At 69.6% G+C, this 18131-nt stretch carries 16 protein-coding genes and 1 pseudogene; 9 read left to right on the forward strand and 8 right to left on the reverse strand.

Translation table 11 applies throughout. The features are described 5' to 3' along the window. Window positions 1-12 precede the first annotated feature (12 nt). The 3 genes from MXD57_RS27400 to panB form a co-directional block, all read right to left on the reverse strand. Window positions 13-918, reverse strand: coding sequence for an ABC transporter permease (locus tag MXD57_RS27400; RefSeq protein ID WP_250404724.1), 906 nt, complete (start codon window positions 916-918; stop codon window positions 13-15). Then, on the reverse strand, window positions 915-1940 hold the full coding sequence (locus MXD57_RS27405) for an ATP-binding cassette domain-containing protein (protein WP_250404725.1): 1026 nt from the start codon (window positions 1938-1940) through the stop codon (window positions 915-917). Before MXD57_RS27405 ends, MXD57_RS27400 begins: the two co-directional genes overlap by 4 nt. Before the next feature lie 348 nt (window positions 1941-2288). After that, window positions 2289-3155 (reverse strand): 3-methyl-2-oxobutanoate hydroxymethyltransferase, encoded by an 867-nt coding sequence (gene panB / locus MXD57_RS27410; protein WP_250404726.1) that lies wholly within the window; start codon window positions 3153-3155, stop codon window positions 2289-2291. Between the two features lie 208 nt (window positions 3156-3363). On the opposite strand from panB, the gene MXD57_RS27415 reads away from it, so the two are divergent. From MXD57_RS27415 to MXD57_RS27430, 4 genes are all read left to right on the forward strand, one after another. Then, window positions 3364-4950, forward strand: a complete 1587-nt coding sequence (locus MXD57_RS27415; protein WP_250404727.1) for an MFS transporter — start codon at window positions 3364-3366, stop codon at window positions 4948-4950. Between the two features lie 84 nt (window positions 4951-5034). Further along, window positions 5035-5667 (forward strand): TetR/AcrR family transcriptional regulator, encoded by a 633-nt coding sequence (locus MXD57_RS27420; RefSeq protein ID WP_250404728.1) that lies wholly within the window; start codon window positions 5035-5037, stop codon window positions 5665-5667. 532 nt (window positions 5668-6199) lie between these two features. Further along, window positions 6200-7249: an endonuclease/exonuclease/phosphatase family protein gene (locus MXD57_RS27425; RefSeq protein ID WP_250404729.1), complete on the forward strand. Its 1050-nt coding sequence runs from the start codon at window positions 6200-6202 to the stop codon at window positions 7247-7249. Window positions 7250-7343: 94 nt separating this feature from the next. After that, complete coding sequence (locus tag MXD57_RS27430; RefSeq protein WP_250404730.1) at window positions 7344-8558, forward strand: MFS transporter; 1215 nt, start codon at window positions 7344-7346, stop codon at window positions 8556-8558. Between the two features lie 79 nt (window positions 8559-8637). On the opposite strand, the gene MXD57_RS27435 is transcribed toward MXD57_RS27430, so the two are convergent. The 3 genes from MXD57_RS27435 to MXD57_RS27445 all read right to left on the reverse strand — a co-directional run bounded on the left by MXD57_RS27435 (window position 8638) and on the right by MXD57_RS27445 (window position 11475). Next, on the reverse strand, window positions 8638-9096 hold the full coding sequence (locus tag MXD57_RS27435; RefSeq protein WP_250404731.1) for an SMI1/KNR4 family protein: 459 nt from the start codon (window positions 9094-9096) through the stop codon (window positions 8638-8640). Window positions 9097-9129: 33 nt separating this feature from the next. Beyond that, a complete protein-coding gene (locus MXD57_RS27440) occupies window positions 9130-10458 on the reverse strand; it encodes a hypothetical protein (protein WP_250404733.1) in 1329 nt (442 codons plus the stop codon). Between the two features lie 111 nt (window positions 10459-10569). After that, window positions 10570-11475 (reverse strand): RNase A-like domain-containing protein, encoded by a 906-nt coding sequence (locus MXD57_RS27445; protein ID WP_250404735.1) that lies wholly within the window; start codon window positions 11473-11475, stop codon window positions 10570-10572. Window positions 11476-11634: 159 nt separating this feature from the next. Here MXD57_RS27445 and MXD57_RS27450 point away from each other — a divergent pair, with 159 nt between their 5' ends. Together MXD57_RS27450 and MXD57_RS27455 are read left to right on the forward strand one after the other, a co-directional pair. Beyond that, the gene (locus MXD57_RS27450) at window positions 11635-12183 is read left to right on the forward strand and encodes a DUF1062 domain-containing protein (protein WP_250404737.1); all 549 of its coding nucleotides are present in this window, start codon (window positions 11635-11637) and stop codon (window positions 12181-12183) included. Window positions 12184-12520: 337 nt separating this feature from the next. After that, the gene (locus MXD57_RS27455; protein ID WP_250404739.1) at window positions 12521-12814 is read left to right on the forward strand and encodes a hypothetical protein; all 294 of its coding nucleotides are present in this window, start codon (window positions 12521-12523) and stop codon (window positions 12812-12814) included. A gap of 47 nt (window positions 12815-12861) precedes the next feature. Here MXD57_RS27455 and MXD57_RS27460 read toward each other — a convergent pair whose 3' ends face one another. Further along, on the reverse strand, window positions 12862-13998 hold the full coding sequence (locus MXD57_RS27460; RefSeq protein ID WP_250404740.1) for a DUF6215 domain-containing protein: 1137 nt from the start codon (window positions 13996-13998) through the stop codon (window positions 12862-12864). Window positions 13999-14306: 308 nt separating this feature from the next. Here MXD57_RS27460 and MXD57_RS27465 point away from each other — a divergent pair, with 308 nt between their 5' ends. From MXD57_RS27465 to MXD57_RS27475, 3 genes are all read left to right on the forward strand, one after another. After that, a complete protein-coding gene (locus MXD57_RS27465) occupies window positions 14307-14900 on the forward strand; it encodes a DUF4291 domain-containing protein (protein ID WP_250404742.1) in 594 nt (197 codons plus the stop codon). Between the two features lie 97 nt (window positions 14901-14997). After that, complete coding sequence (locus tag MXD57_RS27470) at window positions 14998-15621, forward strand: hypothetical protein (protein ID WP_250404744.1); 624 nt, start codon at window positions 14998-15000, stop codon at window positions 15619-15621. A 314-nt stretch (window positions 15622-15935) separates the two neighbouring features. Then, window positions 15936-17996, forward strand: coding sequence for a restriction endonuclease (locus MXD57_RS27475; RefSeq protein ID WP_250404746.1), 2061 nt, complete (start codon window positions 15936-15938; stop codon window positions 17994-17996). 60 nt (window positions 17997-18056) lie between these two features. Here MXD57_RS27475 and MXD57_RS31900 read toward each other — a convergent pair. Then, window positions 18057-18131 (reverse strand): annotated as a pseudogene (locus MXD57_RS31900) (DUF4291 domain-containing protein); the annotation flags it as partial.

Here is an 18131-nt window from a genome sequence, read left to right on the forward strand (position 1 = left end):
GCGGTACCCGCGTCAGGCCCTGGTGCGGAACTTGTGGATGGCGACCGGGGCCATCACCGCGGTGAGCCCCACCGACCAGATCAGCGTCACCCACAGGTCGTGCGCGACCGGGCCGCCCTCCATCAGGCCGCGCGCGGTGTCGGCCAGCGCGGAGAGCGGGTTGTAGTCGGTGAAGTTCCGCAGCCAGCCCGGCATCGAGGCGGTCGGCGCGAAGATCGACGAGCCGAACTGCAGCGGCATCAGCACCAGGAAGCCCATCGCCTGCACGGACTGCGCGTTCTTCATCACCACGCCCAGGGTGAGGAACACCCACATCAGCGCCGAGCCGAACACCACGGACAGGCCCACGGAGGCGAGCAGGCCGTCCCAGTGGTGGACGTCGTAGCCCACGAGGACGGCGACCAGCATCAGCACCGCGGTCGCGAACAGCATCCGCATCAGCTCCACCGCGATCTTGGCGAAGAGCACGGAGCCACGCCCGATGGGCAGCGACCGGAAGCGGTCCATGACGCCGGAGTTGAAGTCCTGGTTGAAGCCGGTGCCCACGCCTTGGGCCATGTTCATGCCCATCATGGCCATCAGGCCCGGCACGACGTACTGGACGTACTGGTCCTGGCCGCCGCCCAGGGACTTGCCGATCGAACCGCCGAAGACGTACACGAACAGCAGGGTGAAGATCACCGGGAACAGGATGGCGTCGAACATCGACTCCGGGTCCTGCCGGATCCACAGCAGGTTGCGTCGGACGAGCGCGCCGGTGTGCCGCAGGTGCGCGCGGACCGGGATCGGGGTGTCGCCCCTGAGCCGGGCGGCGGGAGCGACCGGGTCCGCAGGGGTGGCGCGGAGCGCCTCGTCCGGGACGGTCCCGCCCGGGGTGGTCTCGTCCAGGGTGGTGGTGGGCGACGGGTGGGCGCTCATGCGGCGGCCTCCTCGGGGGCTTCGGTGGGCGTGGGGTCCTGCGGGGCACTGGCGCGATGGCCGGTGAGGGAGAGGAACACCTCGTCCAGGCTGGGGAGTTCGGTGCTGATGGAGGAGATGGTGACGCCGCGTGCGGTGACCGCGCCGACCACCGCGGTGAGCTGTTCGTCGCTGAGGATCGGCACCAGCAGTGTGCCGGTCGCGTTGTCGACGGTGGTGCCGGCGAGCCCGGTGATGCCCAGCTCGTCCAGCATGTCGGCCAGCGGCCGCAGGTGCAGCGGATCCATCGGCCGCACCCGCAGCGAGCGCCCTCCGACGCGGGCCTTCAGCTCCTCGATGCCGCCCTTCGCGATGACCTTCCCGCGGTCCACGACGGTCAGTTCGGAGGCGAGCTGCTCGGCCTCCTCCATGTACTGGGTGGTCAGCAGCACGGTGACCCCGTCCCCGACCATGGCCTTGACCTCGTCCCACACCTCGTTGCGGGTGCGCGGGTCCAGCCCGGTGGTCGGCTCGTCCAGGTAGAGCACGGCGGGCCGGCCGATCATCGAGGCGGCGAGGTCCAGCCGCCGCCGCATGCCGCCGGAGTAGGTGCCGGCGGGCCGCCGCGCGGCCTCCGTCAGCGAGAACCGCTCCAGCAGTTCGTCGGCCCGGGCCCGGGCGTCCCTGCGGGACAGGTCCAGCAGCCGCCCGATCAGGTACAGGTTCTCCCAGCCCGGGAGCTTCTCGTCCACGGAGGCGTACTGCCCGGTGAGCCCGATCACCCGCCGGAGCTGCCGGGGCTGCCGTACGACGTCGTAGCCGGCCACGACGGCCTCCCCGGCGTCCGGCGTGATCAGGGTGGACAGGATCCGCACCAGAGTGGTCTTCCCGGCGCCGTTCGGCCCGAGGACCCCCATCACGGTGCCCGGCCGGACGTCCAGGTCGACCCCGTCCAGCGCCTTGGTCCCGCCGTAGTGCTTGACCAGTCCCCGTACGGTCACGGCGGGGCGTCCGCCGGCAGGGTTGTCGTCGATTCGCTTCATGGGCAGGACAGTGGCAGCCCCCGCCGACAGACCGCCGACAGCAGGCGTGCGGATACCGACACGGCACCGACGGATCCGACACGGCTCCGACAAGGCACCGACAGGGCAGCGGCGGGTCACCGGCGGTTGCTCCGGCGCGTCATGCGGGTGCCCCCACCTGCGACGGAGGAGGCCCCCGCGACGGCGGACCGGATCGCACCCCTCGCCCCGCAGCGGCGGCGGCAGCGGCGGGGCCGGCGCCGTGGACGCGGGCGCCGGCCCGGAGGAGGGGAAAGGGGGCGGCCCCTTCGACGGGGGAAATCGACGGGGCCGCTCTGGTGCCGGACTGGCTCCGGTGGACGCCGGCCGTCAGTGGACGGAGTGCTCCTCCAGCGGGAACGTCCCGCCGACGACGTCCTCGGCAAAGGCCTTCGCCGCGTTGCCCATGACCTCACGCAGGTCGGCGTACTTCTTGACGAACTTCGGCACCCGGCCGGAGGTGAGACCGAGCATGTCGGTCCACACCAGCACCTGCGCGTCCGTCTCCGGGCCGGCGCCGATGCCGACGGTGGGGATGTGCAGCACCCGCGTCACCTCGGCGGCCAGTTCGGCCGGGACCAGCTCCAGGACGACCGCGAACGCGCCCGCGTCCTGCACCGCCTTCGCGTCCCGCAGCAACTGGGCGGCCGCCTCCTCGCCGCGCCCCTGGACGCGGTAGCCCATCGCGTTGACGGACTGCGGGGTCAGCCCGATGTGGGCCATGACCGGGATGCCGGCCTCCACCAGCAGCCGGATCTGCTCATGAGAGCGTTCGCCGCCCTCCAGCTTCACCGCGCCGACCCCGGCCTCCTTCACCAGCCGGGTCGCCGAGCGCAGCGCCTGCACCGGGCCCTCCTGGTAGGAGCCGAACGGCAGGTCGGCGACGATCAGCGCGCGCTGGGTGCCGCGTACGACGGCCGCCGACAGCACGGCCATCTCGTCGAGGGTGACGGGCACGGTGGTCTCGTACCCGAGGTGACAGTTGCCCGCCGAGTCGCCGACGAGCATCACCGGGATGCCGGCCTCGTCGAACACGGACGCGGTCATCGCGTCGTAGGCGGTGAGCATGGGCCACTTCTCGCCGCGCTCCTTGGCGAGGGTGATGTCGCGGACGGTGATGCGGCGGGTGCCCTTCCCCCCGTACAGCGCCTTGCTGCCGTCGGAAGGCTTGGTGTGGGCAGCCGAAAGCTGCGTCATGGCAACGGCTCCTTCGGTCATCTCGAGGCGCCCTGACGGCGTCCCCGGATCGTCTCCATGGTGGCACTTGGTGCCGCCGAGGGCCAGAGGGCCCCTGTGATCCCTTCGCGGCGCCGCGCGCGGAGCGGAAGACTCCGGTGCGTAAGGTCTCGGCAAAGAATTTAGATACGAGACGGTGCCGTATTGAAATGGCCTTAGGCTCGGGTGCATGACAACTTCCGTCCCTGCCTCCCGGATACCGGAAGCGGTGCACCGGCGCCGCTGGGCGATCCTCGGCGTGCTGATGCTGAGCCTGCTCATCGTGGTGCTCGACAACTCCATCCTGAACGTCGCCATCAAGACCATCTCGACCCCGGCGCCCACCGGCCTGGGCGCCACCCAGAGCGAGATCGAATGGGCGATCAACAGCTACACCCTGGTCTTCGCGGGCCTGCTGTTCACCGCGGGCCTCATCGGTGACCGGCTGGGCCGCAAGAAGGTGCTGCTCGGCGGCCTCGTGGTGTTCGGCATCGGCTCGGCCCTGGCCGCCGAGTCCGGCTCCCCGAACCAGCTCATCGCCTTCCGCGCCGTGATGGCCCTCGGCGCCGCGTTCGTGATGCCGGCCACGCTGGCCGTGCTGATGAACGTCTTCGAGCGTGACGAGCAGCCCAAGGCGATCGGCATCTGGGCCGGCGGCGTCGGCCTCGCCATCGCCATCGGCCCGATCACCGGCGGCGCTCTGCTCGACCACTTCTGGTGGGGCTCGGTCTTCCTCATCAACGTGCCGATCGTGGTCGTCGCGGTCGCGCTGATGGTGTGGCTGGTGCCCGACTCCCGCGACCCCAAGCCCGGCCGCCTCGACCCGGTCGGCGTGGTCCTGTCCGTCGTCGGCCTGGTGCTGCTCGTCTACGGCATCATCAAGGGCGGCGAGCTGGCCGACTTCACCGACGCCAAGGTGCTGGCGACGATCATCGCCGGTCTCGCCGTACTGGCCGGCTTCGTGATCTTCGAGAAGCGCAGCGACCACCCGTCGCTGGACGTCACCTACTTCGGCAACAAGGTCTTCTCGGCCGCCATGGCCGCCATCGCGCTCGTCTTCTTCGCGCTGATGGGCGTCACGTTCTTCTCGGTCTTCTACATGCAGAGCGTGCGCGGCTACTCGCCGCTGGAGTCCGGCGTGATGATGCTGCCGCTGGCCGCCGCGCAGATGATCTTCGCGCCGCGGGCCCGGCTGGTCGTCGACCGGTTCGGCAACAAGATCACCACCACCGCCGGTCTGGTGCTGATCGCGGCGACCCTGGCCGCCTTCGCCACCTTCGAGACCGACACCCCGATCTGGCTGATGGAGGTCGTCTTCTTCCTCATGGGCACCGGCATGGCGCACATCATGACGCCGACCTCCGTCGTCATCATGCAGTCCCTGCCGCGGGAGAAGGCCGGCTCCGCCTCCGCGCTCAGCAACACCTTCCGCCAGGTCGGCGGCGCCCTCGGTATCGCCGTCCTCGGCTCGGTGCTCTCCGCCGCATACCGCAACGGCGTCGAGGGCAAGCTGAACATGCTGCCCGCGGCGCTGCGGGACACGGCCGGCGAGTCCATCGAGGCCACCCTCGGTATCGCCGAGAAGCTCGGCCCGCGCGGACAGGCACTGGTCGCACCCGCCGACGACGCCTTCCTGCACGCCATGCACGTCACCGCCCTGTGCGGTACGGGCGTCGCGCTCGTCGGCGCCGTCGTGGTGGCCCTGTTCCTGCCGGGCAAGCCGCCGGCCGGCCGGCAGGGGGAGAGGGAGCCGGAACTGGTGGCGGCCGCGGACTGACCGGGCAGCGCGACGACAGCGGTTCCACGGGGGAAGGAGGCGGCTGCGGGACAATTCCCGCAGCACAGTGGAAGGACGGACGACGTGAGCCTTGCCGGCAGCCGACCGCGACCGGACGGACCCGCACGGGGCCGCCCGCGCAGCGAGGCCGTGGAACGCGCCATCATCGAGGGTGTGATGAAGCTCCTGGAGGACGGTGTCCCCCTCGCCGAGCTCTCCATCGAGCGCGTCGCGCGCACGGCAGGGGTCGGCAAGGCCACGATCTACCGCCGCTGGAGCGGCAAGGAGGAACTGTTCGTCGACGTCATCCGCGCCGCCGAACCCCCCGACCCCGAACTCCCCGGCACCTCCATGCGCGACGATCTCGTCGTGCTGGTGGAGGCCCTGCGCCGGCGCGGCCTTGTCAGCCGCTCCTCGGCGATCCTGCACAACGTGTACGCGCAGATGAAGTCCAGCCCCAAGATCTGGGTGGCGTACCACGCGAGCGTCATAGCGCCCCGGCGCGTGCTGGTCATGGACGTGCTGCGGCGCGGGCAGGAGAGCGGCGAACTGCGGCCGGACATCGATCTGGAACTGGCCAACGACATGTTCGTCGGACCCATGCTGCTCCGCTCCGTCCTGCGCCCCGACACGCGCCCCGACGCCGACCTGTCCGAGGGGCTGTCCGAGCGCATCGTGGACACGGTCCTGGAGGGCCTGCGCCCCGGTACCCCTTGACGACTCCCGGGGGCCCGCGGACGCCGGGCGCGTGCGGGTGGCGGCCGGAAGCCCACCCGCCACCCGCTCGGCCGAGTCCGCACCCCGGGCCGGCCCGTCTCCGGGGTCATCCGTCCCCCCCTCGCCGCGGCAGGCCACCGCCCGCCGAACGCAGCGGACGGATGCGTGTCATGAGGGCGCATCAACTGACGAGCCCTCACATGTGCCCCGAGCGAGACCGGTCGGCGTGCGCCCTCCGCCGCCCCGGTGCCACGACGCGAACCCGCCCCGCCGGGGAGGGAGGGGGCGTCGGTTCCTCCCGCCACCCCCCGTCGAAGCCGCCGGGGGATCCGCACCGTCGCACCGCCATATGTGCACGTTCTGTCACAGACTCCGCCCGTACGGGGGGTAACCGGAACCTCCGGCCCCGCCCCGTTCGTCCTCGTCTTCCGTACGGCCGTCATGGGACGGCGGGAACGAGCCGATCATCCCCTAGGGTCGACACAGGCGCGGGGGGACGACGGCGTGCACGGCAGGCAGTGAGGCAGACGGTATGGCGCAGCAGGCGTACATGACGGAGACGGACAACGGCGGCTCGGGGCCCGAGCGACCGGGATCCCGGCTTCGACGCCTGACGCAGCGCCTCGTCACGGGCTGGCGCGGTGACCCACGTGTCTGGCGGCGGGGCATCGTGCTCGCCGTCCTCGCGCTGCTCCTCGCCCTGTTGATGCTGGTGCACTCGTACATCCCCAACCGTGTGGGCAACCTCGGCAGCCTCACCGAAACCTTCCTGCCCTGGCTGGGGCTGGCGATCCCGGTGCTGCTGGTCCTCGGTCTGGTCCGCAGGTCGGCGACGGCCCTGATCGCGGTGCTGCTCCCGGCGGTCGTGTGGCTGAACCTCTTCGGCGGCCTCGTCTTCGACAAGGCGGGCGGCGGCGGCGACCTCATCGTGGCCACCCACAACGTCAACGCCGACAACCCCGACCCGGCCGCGACCGCCAAGGGCGTCGCCTCCTCGGGCGCGGACCTGCTGGCCCTGGAGGAACTGCCCGCCTCGGCCGTCCCGGTGTACGAGAAGGCGCTGGCGGGGACGTACGGGCACCACGCGGTCGTCGGCACGGTCGGCCTGTGGAGCAAGTACCCGATGACCGGCGTCGAGGCCGTCGACATCAAGCTCGGCTGGAAGCGCGCCATGCACGCCACGGTGACGACCCCCGAGGGTCCGGTCGCCGTCTACGTCGCCCACCTCCCCTCGGTGCGGGTCAAGATGGAGGCCGGGTTCACCGCGCGTCAGCGGGACAAGAGCGCCGACGCGCTCGGCGAGGCCATCGCCGACGAGACGCTGAGGCGGGTGGTCGTGCTCGGCGACCTCAACGGCACCATGAACGACCGTTCGCTGAACGCCGTCACCTCCCAGCTCCGCTCCACCCAGGGGGCCGCGGGCAGCGGCTTCGGGTTCAGCTGGCCGGCGTCGTTCCCGATGGCGCGGATCGACCAGATCCTGGTCAAGGGAGTCCAGCCGGAGAGCTCCTGGACCTTGCCGCGCACCGACAGCGACCACCTGCCGATCGCCGCCCGTGTGAAGCTCGACACGTCCGCGTAACCGGCTGGAACACCGGCTCGGGGAGACTTTGTTCCGCACGAGAACATATGGTGCACTGGAACTCCGCTCTCCCTTCGAAAGGCACAGGCCCTTCATGCCCCTGGCCCTGCTCGCACTGGCCGTCGGCGCTTTCGGTATCGGCACCACCGAGTTCGTGATGATGGGGCTGCTCCCCGACGTCGCGGACGACCTGCACATCTCCATCCCCGCCGCCGGGCACCTGGTCTCGGCGTACGCGCTGGGCGTGGTCATCGGCGCGCCGCTGCTCGCCGCCGTGACCGCGCGCATGTCCCGGCGCAGGGTCCTCATCGCCCTGATGGTCCTCTTCGTGGCGGGCAACGCGCTCTCCGCCGCCGCCCCCGGCAACGACGCCCTGCTGGCCGCCCGCTTCCTCAGCGGCCTGCCGCACGGCGCGTTCTTCGGCGTCGGCGCGGTGGTCGCCACGAACATGGTCGCGCCGGAGCGCAAGGCCCGCTCGGTGTCCCTGATGTTCCTCGGCCTGACCGTCGCCAACATCGCGGGCGTCCCCGCCGCCACGCTGATGGGCCAGCACCTGGGCTGGCGGGCCACCTTCCTCGGCGTGAGCGCGATCGGACTGGCGGCGATAGCGTCGCTGGCCCTGCTGATCCCGCACGACCGGACCGCGGCGCCCACGACCGGGCTGCGCGGCGAACTGGCGGCGCTGCGCTCGGTACCGGTGTGGCTGGCCCTGGGCACCACGGTGGCGGGCTTCGGCGCCCTCTTCGCCGCCTACAGCTACATCACCCCGATGCTCACGCACGCGGCGGGCTTCGCCCAGGCCGACGTGACGCTGCTGCTGGCCCTGTTCGGCGTCGGCGCGACGGCCGGCAACCTCCTCGGCGGCCGCCTGGCGGACCACTCCCTGCGCGGCACCCTGTTCGGCGGCCTGGTCTCGCTGGCCGCCGTGCTGGCCCTGTTCCCGCTCCTCATGCGGGCGGAGTGGAGCGCGGCGCTGTCCGTCACCCTCCTCGGCACGGCCGCGTTCGTCACCGGCTCCCCCCTGCAGCTGATGGTCATGGAGAAGGCGGCGGCGGCCCCCTCCCTCGCCTCCTCCGCCAACCAGGCGGCCTTCAACCTGGCGAACGCCGGCGGCGCCTGGATCGGCGGCCTCGCCCTCGCGGCGGGCTTCGGCGTGACCTCGCCGGCGCCGGCGGGGGCGGTGCTGGCGGTACTGGGCCTCGGCGTGGCAGGCGTGGCGTACGCGGTGGACCGCCGCCACGAGGTCACCCACGAGGGGCGCGTGGTCGCCGCGCACGTGCCGGAGCGGGTGGGGGCGCTGCGCGGCTGACCAACGGCTCCGCCTCCCGGCGGGCCGGGGTTCGCACGCACGGCCTACGGACCCTTGCTCTCTGCCGACCTGCCGGACCTCAGCTCAGGTTCTGGCGACACTCGGCGAGCGTGAACGCCCCGAAGCTGTCCGCGACCCTCTGCATGTCTGCGTCCTGGACGCTCGGATTCCACGCGAACACCGGGTACTCACCGTCCTGGTCCGGCCGGGACGTGTCGAGCACGACGACTCCGAGGACGTCGTCGTGCATGACGACCAGGAACTGGTGCGGTAGACCGAGCTGGGCGCGGTCCTCGATCGTGTACGCGGACGAACCCAGAAGCTTTCTCCTGCGGACGGTTCGGAACAAGCCCGGGAACTCGGTGGGCGGCACCTCCCATGTGCCGAACTCCTCGATCAGCCGCCGATACGAGGGAGGGAAGGCAAGCCCCATCTCGGCCTCCGTGCCGGCGACCACCTCGGGGGCGCAGCCGTCACCATGATGGGCAAGGTCCTCGTTCGCGCGCACGAGGGCGATGACCTGCTGCCCCCAGACCACCCATATTCGAACTCCGCCGCCCTGCCCGGACGGTCAGTGTGACGGATCGGGCCGTCGCTCGGTCGGCCGTTCCTGGCAGACGAGTTGTTCGATGCCCTCTGCCAAGTGGTCCTCGCCGAGGCCGAGGCGCTCGGCGAGCACCTGATGGCCGGCGTACTGCTCCGGGGTCAAGGGCACCGACAGGACGCTCAGCAGCCGGAGGAACAGGCGGTAGCCGAGATCGGCGTCGACGCGGGTGACGACTTCCTGCACCGCGTGCGCAGCCGCCGTGCCCGGGATCGCCTCCCAGTGCGTACTGACCGCAGTGCCCGCGATCAGCGGCGTCGCCTCCCGCACTGTCCGCAACACCGCATCCACGAGCTCGATCCGGGCTGGTGGCGTGACAGGGGTATACGCGGGAGCGGCCTTGTTCAGGTGCTCCTGGCACACGTCACCGATCGTCTTGAGCCAGTCCCTCGCACCGATGCCGAGCCGGTCGATGTTGTAGCCGCGCCCCGAGGCGGCCAGCCACAGGGTGCTGAGTGTGTCGTCGTGCAGGGCGGAATCGAGTAGACGGCTTACGTCCACGAGGAGCAGAGCCGCTGCGGAGCCCGGGGTCTGGGCGCTGTCGTCGGCGGCCGCGGCCTGACGCACGCGCGTGTGTGCCGTGCCCTCCCAGGTGCCTTCGAACCACGATGTGAGCGCAGAGAGACCAAAGTCGCCCGATGCGTCGCGGCGGGTTGTGTCGAGGGGTGGCCACAGTACCTGGAGGCCGTCATACACCATAGGGCCTGGACAGCTGAACTGTGTGTCCAGCGCCATGAAGCGGTCGTACTGCTCCTTGCCGACGGGGAGCGCGTGCGCCTTCAACACGCGCAGGAGGAGGCGGAACCCGAGTTCCGCGTCGGCATGCCTGACGATGTCCTCCAGTGCCTGTGGCACCCGTTCGGGGAGCCTGGGGGCGCTGGTTCGTACCTCGGCGACGACGGCCTCATGCTGTCCCTCCTCGGCGCCCGGTCGTGGCCGCGGGGACCGGGAGGTGCGAGCCTCCCTGGGGGGCCGGGTGGGGTACAGGGCCGCGAGCCGCCCCAGCCACTCTCTGGCGTCTGTTCCGGAGGCGGCCGGATCGAATCGCTGCCGCGTGGCCGCCAGCCATGCCGTGCGGATCGCCTCCGCGGACACGGTGGAGTCCAGCAGGCAGCGCAGGTCCGCGCCCAGCTCCACCGCGCCCTCTCCGGCGAAGACGGCAGCCACCTCTGCCGCGAATTCCAGCACTTGTGCTTCGTTGACGGTGGTTGTAGAGGACGACAGCTTCTCCGTAAGTGCGCTGAGGCCGAAGTCGCCGTCGTAGAAAACGCCGCGCTGCTCTCGCCGGCTTGTCATGGTGAAGTGCCTCGCCTTGCAGAAGGGGGTGGGTGGGCCTGACCCGCAATGGGACGGGCCCACCCGGAAATCAGCGGTCCTGCTCACGGACTGTTCGTGCGCGAAGTTGCCTCAGTTCTTGGGCAGCGGGTACGAGGTGAAGACGATGTAACCTTCGTGGCCGGACTTGCCGGGCAGTCGCTTGAGAACCACTCGGACGCCGTTCCCCGCCGCCTCCGAGGTGCGGTCCGACTTGTACACCGTACCCAGGGAAGGGTACTGGTCCCACCTGCCCGTGATCGGGAACTCGTCCTTGTTGCGCCACTGCCCTCGCTTGTTGAGGAAGTTGTCCAGCGCCTCGAAGCTGGCCTTTCTCCGATTGCCGTTCGGGAAGAAGTAGTGAGAGACCACCCGTTCGACTGCCTGCTGGGCGATATCTGCATCGGTCCACACAGAGCTGATGGGGGACAGTCCCTTGCGCTCATTCTCGATGGCGTACTGAATGGCCTGCTGCGGGGTCACGTTGACATGTTTCTTGAGCGTGTGGGCTCCGGATTCCGGGAATCTCGTCTCGTCGCTGAGATTCACACAGTTGTGGACCAGCAGATCCTGAGCGTGCGAGCCTTCGGCGCGCACATAGAACGTGTGCAACCCGTCCACGGTCAGGTCGTAGACCCTGTGCGGTGCCCAGTCGGTGATGTCCCGCAGGCTGGTGATGGGATGGACCCTGCCGTCGGGTGACTGCAGCCGATCGCCTGGGTGCAGCTCCGACACGCGCGTCCAGCCACGCTCGGCGACGTAGAAGCGATGCCCGGCGGTGCTGCTCAGGCTGCTGCCGTCGGCCAGAGACCGCCGGCCGGCTTCTCGGCGAGGGCCCGGCGCCGCCCGCCCGCCGTGGAGGAACTGTGTCCTTGCTGTGTCGCACCTGTGAACACGGTCTCTCGGTGAGGAGGCGGGGGCTGATCGGAGATGGCCGAGGTTCGACCCCGGAAAAAGGGGCGGGTGTCGCGAGTTGTTCCAAATCCAGTGGAGCGGCACCGCCGACTGTCACTACTGTGCGGACGGACCGAGTCGTCTGAGCAAGGACGTGCCGTTGTACACCGTGTGAGACCCCCCGAGTGCTGATCGGTCGCGCGTCGCGCAGGTGCGCCGCGCTGCTTTCCGCTGCGGACTTCTCACTGAAGACGGTGTACTTCTGTGCTCAATAACTGGGTGGTCGTGCCCACCTGCCTGCCGTTGGTTCTCCGGCGTTGCCACGTGTGCGCGTCCGAACGCTTCCGGACGAGCGGCAAGTTCCGGGTCAACGCCAACCACAAGCTCATCGACGTCTGGCTCCTCGCGCTCTGCACCGCTTGCGGGGAGACGACGAAACTCACCGTGCTGGAGCGGGCGAACGTGCGCTCCGTACGGTCCGGTCTGCTGGCCCGGCTGCATGACAACGACCCCGCTCTGGCAGCCGAGTTGCTCCAGGACCCGGTCGTGCGGCGACGCAATCGCATCGCCCTCGACTGGGACGACGCCTGGCGTCTCGACACCGGGGGATCGGATCACCTGGACCGTGAGGTGATCGACGTCTCGGTCCGCTTCGCGGCCCGGATACCGGTCCGGCCGGTGCGGCTGATCGCCGAGGGCTGCGGTCTCTCGCGGGCCGAGGTCGAGCGACTGGTCGTCGAGGGGAGGCTCGTCTCGGCGGTCCGGCTGAGCGGCCGGCTCTCCGGCGACTTCACCTTCACACTGAAGCGCTGAGCCCTTTCGGGACCAGGGGCCCGTCCGGCGTGATCCGCCGGGCGGGCCCCTGGCCGGTCGTTCGCGGGGGAGAGCGGGAAGGCGCGCGCGTGCGGTACCGGTCGCCGATCACCGGAATCCCGACGGCTCGGCCGGCGCACCCGAGCGGGCGTCGGGCGGCGAGCACGCCGAGCGTGGGCCGAAGCCCGCCTGCCGTGGTGCTGGCGTGTGCCCGCACCGCGTCCGCGGTGCGTCGCCGGGCGCGTGGAGCGCAGTGGATGCGGCGCGGGGCGCCCCCGCGGTCCGCCCGTGGGGGTGAACAGCCGCACCGCGGATCCTCGGGGGTCGTTCACCGATCATGAAGAAGATTGTCTCTGTCTCTGTCTCTGTCTCTGTCTCTGTCTCTGTCTCTGTCTCTGTCTCTGCTCTCGCCGTCGTCGGCGTCGCCCTGGCCGCCCCCGCCCAGGCGGACGACGACTCGAACGTCCTCGGCCCCGTCGGCGCGGCCGACGACTGGAACTTCGCCACGGTCGACGGGGTACCCGAGACCTCCGGGCAGGAGATCGCCAAGGTTCCGGCGCTCGCCCCGTACATCGGCAACCAGAAGAGCGGTGCGGCGGACGGCAACGTGCTGGATCACGTGTCGCCGTAGCCCACGGCGAGTCCCGCCCCCTGCCTCTGCCCCTGAGGCGGGGCGGGTCAGTGGCCACTCCGCGCGGGGATCCTCGGCAGGACCTTCTCGGCGATGTCGAGAAGAGCGCTGTCGCTCGGGAGCGCGCCGGTCTGGCTCCACACGGTGAGGTCGTAGTAGCCGCCCTTGTCCTTGCGGTCGAGGGCCACGGACAGCGTCCTGGCCAGCGGGCCCTGCTGGGCCGGCGCGCTCTTCTGGCCACCGCCCAAGTTGAACTCGATCTTCATGGTGTGCTCCGAGGAGAAGACCGCGGGCCTGCCGAGAACCCGGGCCGTCCTCATGTTGCTCGCGATCCTGTCACCCGCCATGTCGATCAGCCTGATGTACTGGGCGGTCGACATCTCGTTGTAGGTGGCCGAGAGCTTCACGCTGTACGTGTCGAACGTGATCTGGGCATCCGGTTCGGCGACCTTCCCGTCGGTCAGGAGCGCGGTGCCGTTGCTGCCGGAAGCCGAGTTCGCGATCTCCTCGGGTGTTCCGAGGAGTCGTGCGAGGTCGGGCCGGTTGAGCGCCTCGCACAGATCCGAGCCGGTCACGGCCCGAGGCGTTCTCGCGTAGGCCTTCGGCGGTTTCTCGTCCTCCGCGTCGGAACAGGAGGCGGGCCGCGGGGTGGTGGTGTCGGCCGGCATCACGCGGTCGCCCAGCATCACCGCGGCCGCGAGCGCCCCGAACACGGCCAGGGCCGCGACCGCCTGCCCCCACGCGTTGTGGTCCTTCTCCGGCTTGCCCGGCGCGGGACGGGGTGCGGTTCCGGTCGGGCCCCCGGTATGGCCGCCGTCCGGTGCCGGTGCCGGTGCCGGAGCAGCAGCCGCAGCCGGCACCGCGATCGGGGCCTGGCTTCCGGCCGGGGCCGCCTGGGCCTGCGCCTGCGCATGGTCCTTCGCGTGACCGGAGGCATCGGTCCCCGCCCCGTCCACGGCGGCGGCCGACCCCGGAACGGGCTTCCGGCGGGCCCGAAACGCCCGCACCACCGTGTGGACACGTATCGCCGTGAACACGAGGAACGCCGCTCCGATGGCGGCCGCGACCCGATCGCTGTCGCGGACGGCGAGATACATGATGCGCGCGCCGAAGACGGACCCGACCACGATGAGCAGGGGCTCACGGACCCAGAAGGGCAGTACGCGCAGGAGTAGACCGAGCATCCGGTGATCTCATCAGGGACATGACCACATTTGCCGTGGTGGAGGCCACAGTTCCGGGGGTGTTCTGGCCCGGCCGGACCGGCCGTGACCAAGAGGCCGTCTCGATCGGCGTATCGGCTCATCGGTGCAGGTGAGTCAGAACCCCTTCGTTCACGGTGCAGGAGTTGCTGTGCGGCGTCCAGGTCACCTGCCGCGCTCAACCCATGTCGTCCGGCAACTGGTCGGCGGCATCCCGACACCTCACATGACCGGGAGCAGCGGTCGAAAATCGGTGGCCCCCTGACCTGACCGCCTCCACGCTGTACGCCATGGAAGAACCGCACCGCAGGATCCGCGCGCTTCAGACGGCGACCACGATCACCGTCTACCAGGCGTACTCCCCTGAAATCGGACTGCCCGCCATCCGCGACGGCCGTTTTCCCGCCGCGTGGAAGCCTGACCGCATGACGTGGATCAAGCCTAGTTTCCTGTGGATGATGTACCGCTCCAACTGGGGCACGAGCACCGGGCAGGAGACCGTCCTCGCCGTCGAGATCACTCGCGACGGCTTCGACTGGGCGCTGCGTCATGCCTGCCTGTCTGGCTACGTTCGCGGACTGCATCCCGATCGCGCCGCTTGGCAGCGTGACCTCAAGCGCTCGCCGACCCGTGTGCAGTGGGATCCCGAGCGCGATCTGCACCTGCGTCCGCTGCCGCACCGCTCGCTGCAACTGGGACTCTCGGGCGAGGCATCGTCGCGATACGCGAACGAGTGGATCGTTTCCATCCGCGACGTGACCCCGCTCGCCCACCAGATCCGTACCTTCGTCAGCAGCGGCGAACCGGACACAGCAACCCGACTGCTTCCTCGGGAACAGCACTATCCCGCCGGTGACGAGCTACTGGCCCACCTGCGTGGCTGACCGGCGGTCCGGACACGGCGGGACAAGGACCGCTTCTGTCCCCGCCCCTCAAGAGTGAGGTGTGTCGTGCGGGCAAGGGCCGCTGACGTGCGCCACCATGGGCACGGACATCCATGGCGGGGTCGAGTTCCGTCACCCATGTGCAGGCACCGAGGACTACGACGGTGAACCATGGGTGACCGCAATGGATCTGTGGCCGCTGTACGACGAGACCGACTACACGGCCTTCGGCCTGCTCTTCGCAGTGCGCAACTACGCAGGCTTCCCGCCCCTTGCGCCCGGTCGTGGTCTTCCTGTGGACCTGTCGAGCGCTATGCGCTCGCACCCGGCCTCCTGGGTTGCCCGGGGCGAGCTGGACGGCGCGAGCCGGGTCAGTTGGCGGGAGCTCGCTTCCCTCGATCCCGCGACCCGGCCTGAGTACTTCGTCGGCCGAGTGGCCTGGCACAAGACGTCGCGTCCGGGCCTGCCGCGTCGCCGGCTCGTATCCCATCAGTGGCCGGCGGAGGTCCTGTCGGTGGTCGGCGTGCCACCTGTGGAGGCGCGCAGCAGCCCAGAACGAGTCGAGTGGACCGCCGGCGATTTGGTCTGCGCCTACGAACCTCTGACCGCGGGCGCCGTGCTGGGTTCTGAGACCCACTGGACGCACGTCTTCGCCGTGATGAAGGCTCTGGCCGGCCCGTTCGGTGACGACGGCGTCCGCCTGGTCGTGGCCTTCGACTGACAGCACGCGACCCGGAGCCTCGCCCCACACGCGACGTTGGCCGACCGGCCTCCGCCCCCTGCGACGGCGGTCGAGGTCTGCGAACGCGGCATGATGATCCACGTCAAGCCACGCTCGTAGGCTCTGCGTACGACAGGTCGGACGCTCCGGCTCGGCACGGCCGTGGCCACTCTCCGGTCGTATCGACCAGCGGAGACGACTGAGCAGGTTGCTCTTGCTGGGCGGATATGCGAGGTGACCGTCGCTGGATAGAGTCTTCCCGTTACAACTGGTTGTGGGGACAACCAAAGCGCCTCGGGGAGGGCCTGCAACGCATGAGTCGTCGTTCTAATGGCTTGGTCGGCGTCTGGGCTGAGATGCAGAGGCAGCAGCAGCGCCAAGTGGAGGCAGACGCCAGGCGACAGAGACAAGAAGCGCAGCAGGCACGTGCCTACCAACGGCGAGCTGCCCAGAGTCACCGCGAGTACATGCAGGCAGAGGCACTACGTCGCACTGAAGAACTGGACGCGCAGGTTGCTTCGCTGCAAGGTCTTCTCGCCTCGGGTTGTCAGGCTCCGGCTTTCAGGGCTTCCTCCCTCATGCGTCCTGAAGAGGTTGAGCCGTTCACCCCAGGACCACTGGCGCAGCCCGTGCCAGTGCCGAACTTCGATCACTACCAAGCGCAGAGCGGATGGACTGCCAGTCGCCGTGCTCAGGCGCAGGCCGAAGCTCGGGCGCGCTTCGAGCGGGACTGGCATGCGGCCCAAACGGCGGAAGCACAGCGGCAGCACCAGTTGGCGGCATACCAGCAGCAGTACCAGCAGTGGGCCCATGCCCAGCTGGCCGAGGTGCGGCGACACAACGCCAACGTCGTCGAGCTGACCGAAGGAGTGAGGCGCCGCGATCCCGACGCTGTGGTCGAGTACTTCTCCGCTGCTCTCTACGCGTCGACTGCATGGCCGGAGGGATTTCCACGTCAGGTGGCAGCGGCCTACGACCCCGCAGCCGGGCAGTTGGTGCTGGATTGGGAGCTGCCCGCTTACGACATCGTTCCTGAGGCGAAATCTGTTCGGTACATGTACGGGGTGGACCAACACAAGGAGAGTCCCAGGCCAGTAACTCAGCGTCGGGCTCTATATAGGGAGGTTCTGGCGCAGTGCATGCTGCTCGTCCTGCACGAACTATTCGCCTCGGATGAGCTGGGCGCGCTCGAGTCAGTGACCTTGAACGGGTTCGTAGACGGGCACGACCCCACCACCGGCCGACCAGGCCACATCTACCTGGCGACCGTCATGGCCCCGCGCTCGAGGTTCCGTGACCTGCACTTGGCACAGGTGGACGCCTGCAGTTGCCTGGCCGATGCGCTGCGCGGGCAACTCTCGGCTCGTCCCGACCAACTCACGCCAGTGCGCCCGAGCCGCCGGCCGCAGGAGGTCGGGAACCGTGTTGTCACGCGTGGCAGCGATGAGGAACCCGACCTGTACCAGATGGATCCCATTGCCTTCGAGAACCTCGTTGCCGATCTCTTCCGGGCCATGGGGATGCAGGCAGTCACCACCCAGCGCTCGAACGACGGCGGGGTGGACGTCGACGCACTGGATCCGACACCAATCCGTGGCGGCAAGATCGTCGTGCAGGTGAAGCGCTACCGCAACACGGTGCCGCCCACCGCTGTGCGTGACTTGTACGGGACCGTCCAAGACGCCGGTGCCAACAAGGGCGTCCTCGTGACGACGTCACGGTTCGGACCTGGCTCCCATACCTTCGTCAACGGCAAGCCGCTGGAACTGATCTCGGGAACTGAGCTCGTCGACCTGTTGCACCGTCATGGGCTGCGAGGGCGCCTGGGCGACGGTGCCCGTCAATCTGCGGCTCAACCGACGTCGACGGTTCCGGACACTCGACTGCCCGACGACTACAACGTCCTGGGTATGTCGTGGGCCGGAAGCGTTGCCTTGGACGTGTGTGCTCTCGTTTGCCGAGGCAACCGCGTCCTCAGCGACGATCACTTCGTCTTCTACAACAACCCGCAGACACCGGACGGCTCCGTGCGCGCCCTTCCCCCCACCGCACCCGACAAAGCCGCGATCTGCGTCTCCTTCGACGCGCTGCCGGATGAGGCCGACCGATTCGTACTCGTGGCCGCCATCGACCCAGAGGTCAACCCGAACGCTGACCTCTCCGGCTTCACCAACGCGTCCATCCGTCTACTCGACCCGAGGCTGGCCGAACTGGGACGACTGGAAGTCTCCGACGGCCGGCCACACGAGACCGCATTGGTGCTCGGCTCCTTCCGTTGCAGGTCGAGCGGGGACTGGGACTTCGTCCTGGGTGGCAGGGGCTACACGGGGGGCCTGGAAGAGCTCGTACAGGATTTCGGCATCGAGGTGGAGTAGAACCAGGCCTTAGGGTTCCGGTCCCGCCGCGTTGGCTGGGGTCTGTCAACGCGGCATGATGACCCACGTCATCCGGTCCCGCTGCCACACCGCCGGGAAACGGCCATCCCGGGCGGCCGGCGGGCCGATCTTCGG

Origin of the sequence: Streptomyces cellostaticus, assembly GCF_023630175.1 — a bacterium.
GTDB classification, from domain to species: Bacteria; Actinomycetota; Actinomycetes; order Streptomycetales; family Streptomycetaceae; genus Streptomyces; species Streptomyces cellostaticus_A.

Excerpts from the sequence above, each read along its gene's own strand:
- MXD57_RS27400 (WP_250404724.1), bottom strand. The coding sequence starts at position 918 with ATGAGCGCCCACCCGTCGCCCACCACCACCCTGGACGAGACCACCCCG.
- MXD57_RS27405 (WP_250404725.1), bottom strand. The coding sequence starts at position 1,940 with ATGAAGCGAATCGACGACAACCCTGCCGGCGGACGCCCCGCCGTGACC.
- panB (WP_250404726.1), bottom strand. The coding sequence starts at position 3,155 with ATGACGCAGCTTTCGGCTGCCCACACCAAGCCTTCCGACGGCAGCAAG.
- MXD57_RS27415 (WP_250404727.1), top strand. The coding sequence starts at position 3,364 with ATGACAACTTCCGTCCCTGCCTCCCGGATACCGGAAGCGGTGCACCGG.
- MXD57_RS27425 (WP_250404729.1), top strand. The coding sequence starts at position 6,200 with ATGGCGCAGCAGGCGTACATGACGGAGACGGACAACGGCGGCTCGGGG.
- MXD57_RS27430 (WP_250404730.1), top strand. The coding sequence starts at position 7,344 with ATGCCCCTGGCCCTGCTCGCACTGGCCGTCGGCGCTTTCGGTATCGGC.
- MXD57_RS27440 (WP_250404733.1), bottom strand. The coding sequence starts at position 10,458 with ATGACAAGCCGGCGAGAGCAGCGCGGCGTTTTCTACGACGGCGACTTC.
- MXD57_RS27455 (WP_250404739.1), top strand. The coding sequence starts at position 12,521 with ATGAAGAAGATTGTCTCTGTCTCTGTCTCTGTCTCTGTCTCTGTCTCT.
- MXD57_RS27460 (WP_250404740.1), bottom strand. The coding sequence starts at position 13,998 with ATGCTCGGTCTACTCCTGCGCGTACTGCCCTTCTGGGTCCGTGAGCCC.
- MXD57_RS27465 (WP_250404742.1), top strand. The coding sequence starts at position 14,307 with ATGGAAGAACCGCACCGCAGGATCCGCGCGCTTCAGACGGCGACCACG.
- MXD57_RS27470 (WP_250404744.1), top strand. The coding sequence starts at position 14,998 with ATGGGCACGGACATCCATGGCGGGGTCGAGTTCCGTCACCCATGTGCA.
- MXD57_RS27475 (WP_250404746.1), top strand. The coding sequence starts at position 15,936 with ATGAGTCGTCGTTCTAATGGCTTGGTCGGCGTCTGGGCTGAGATGCAG.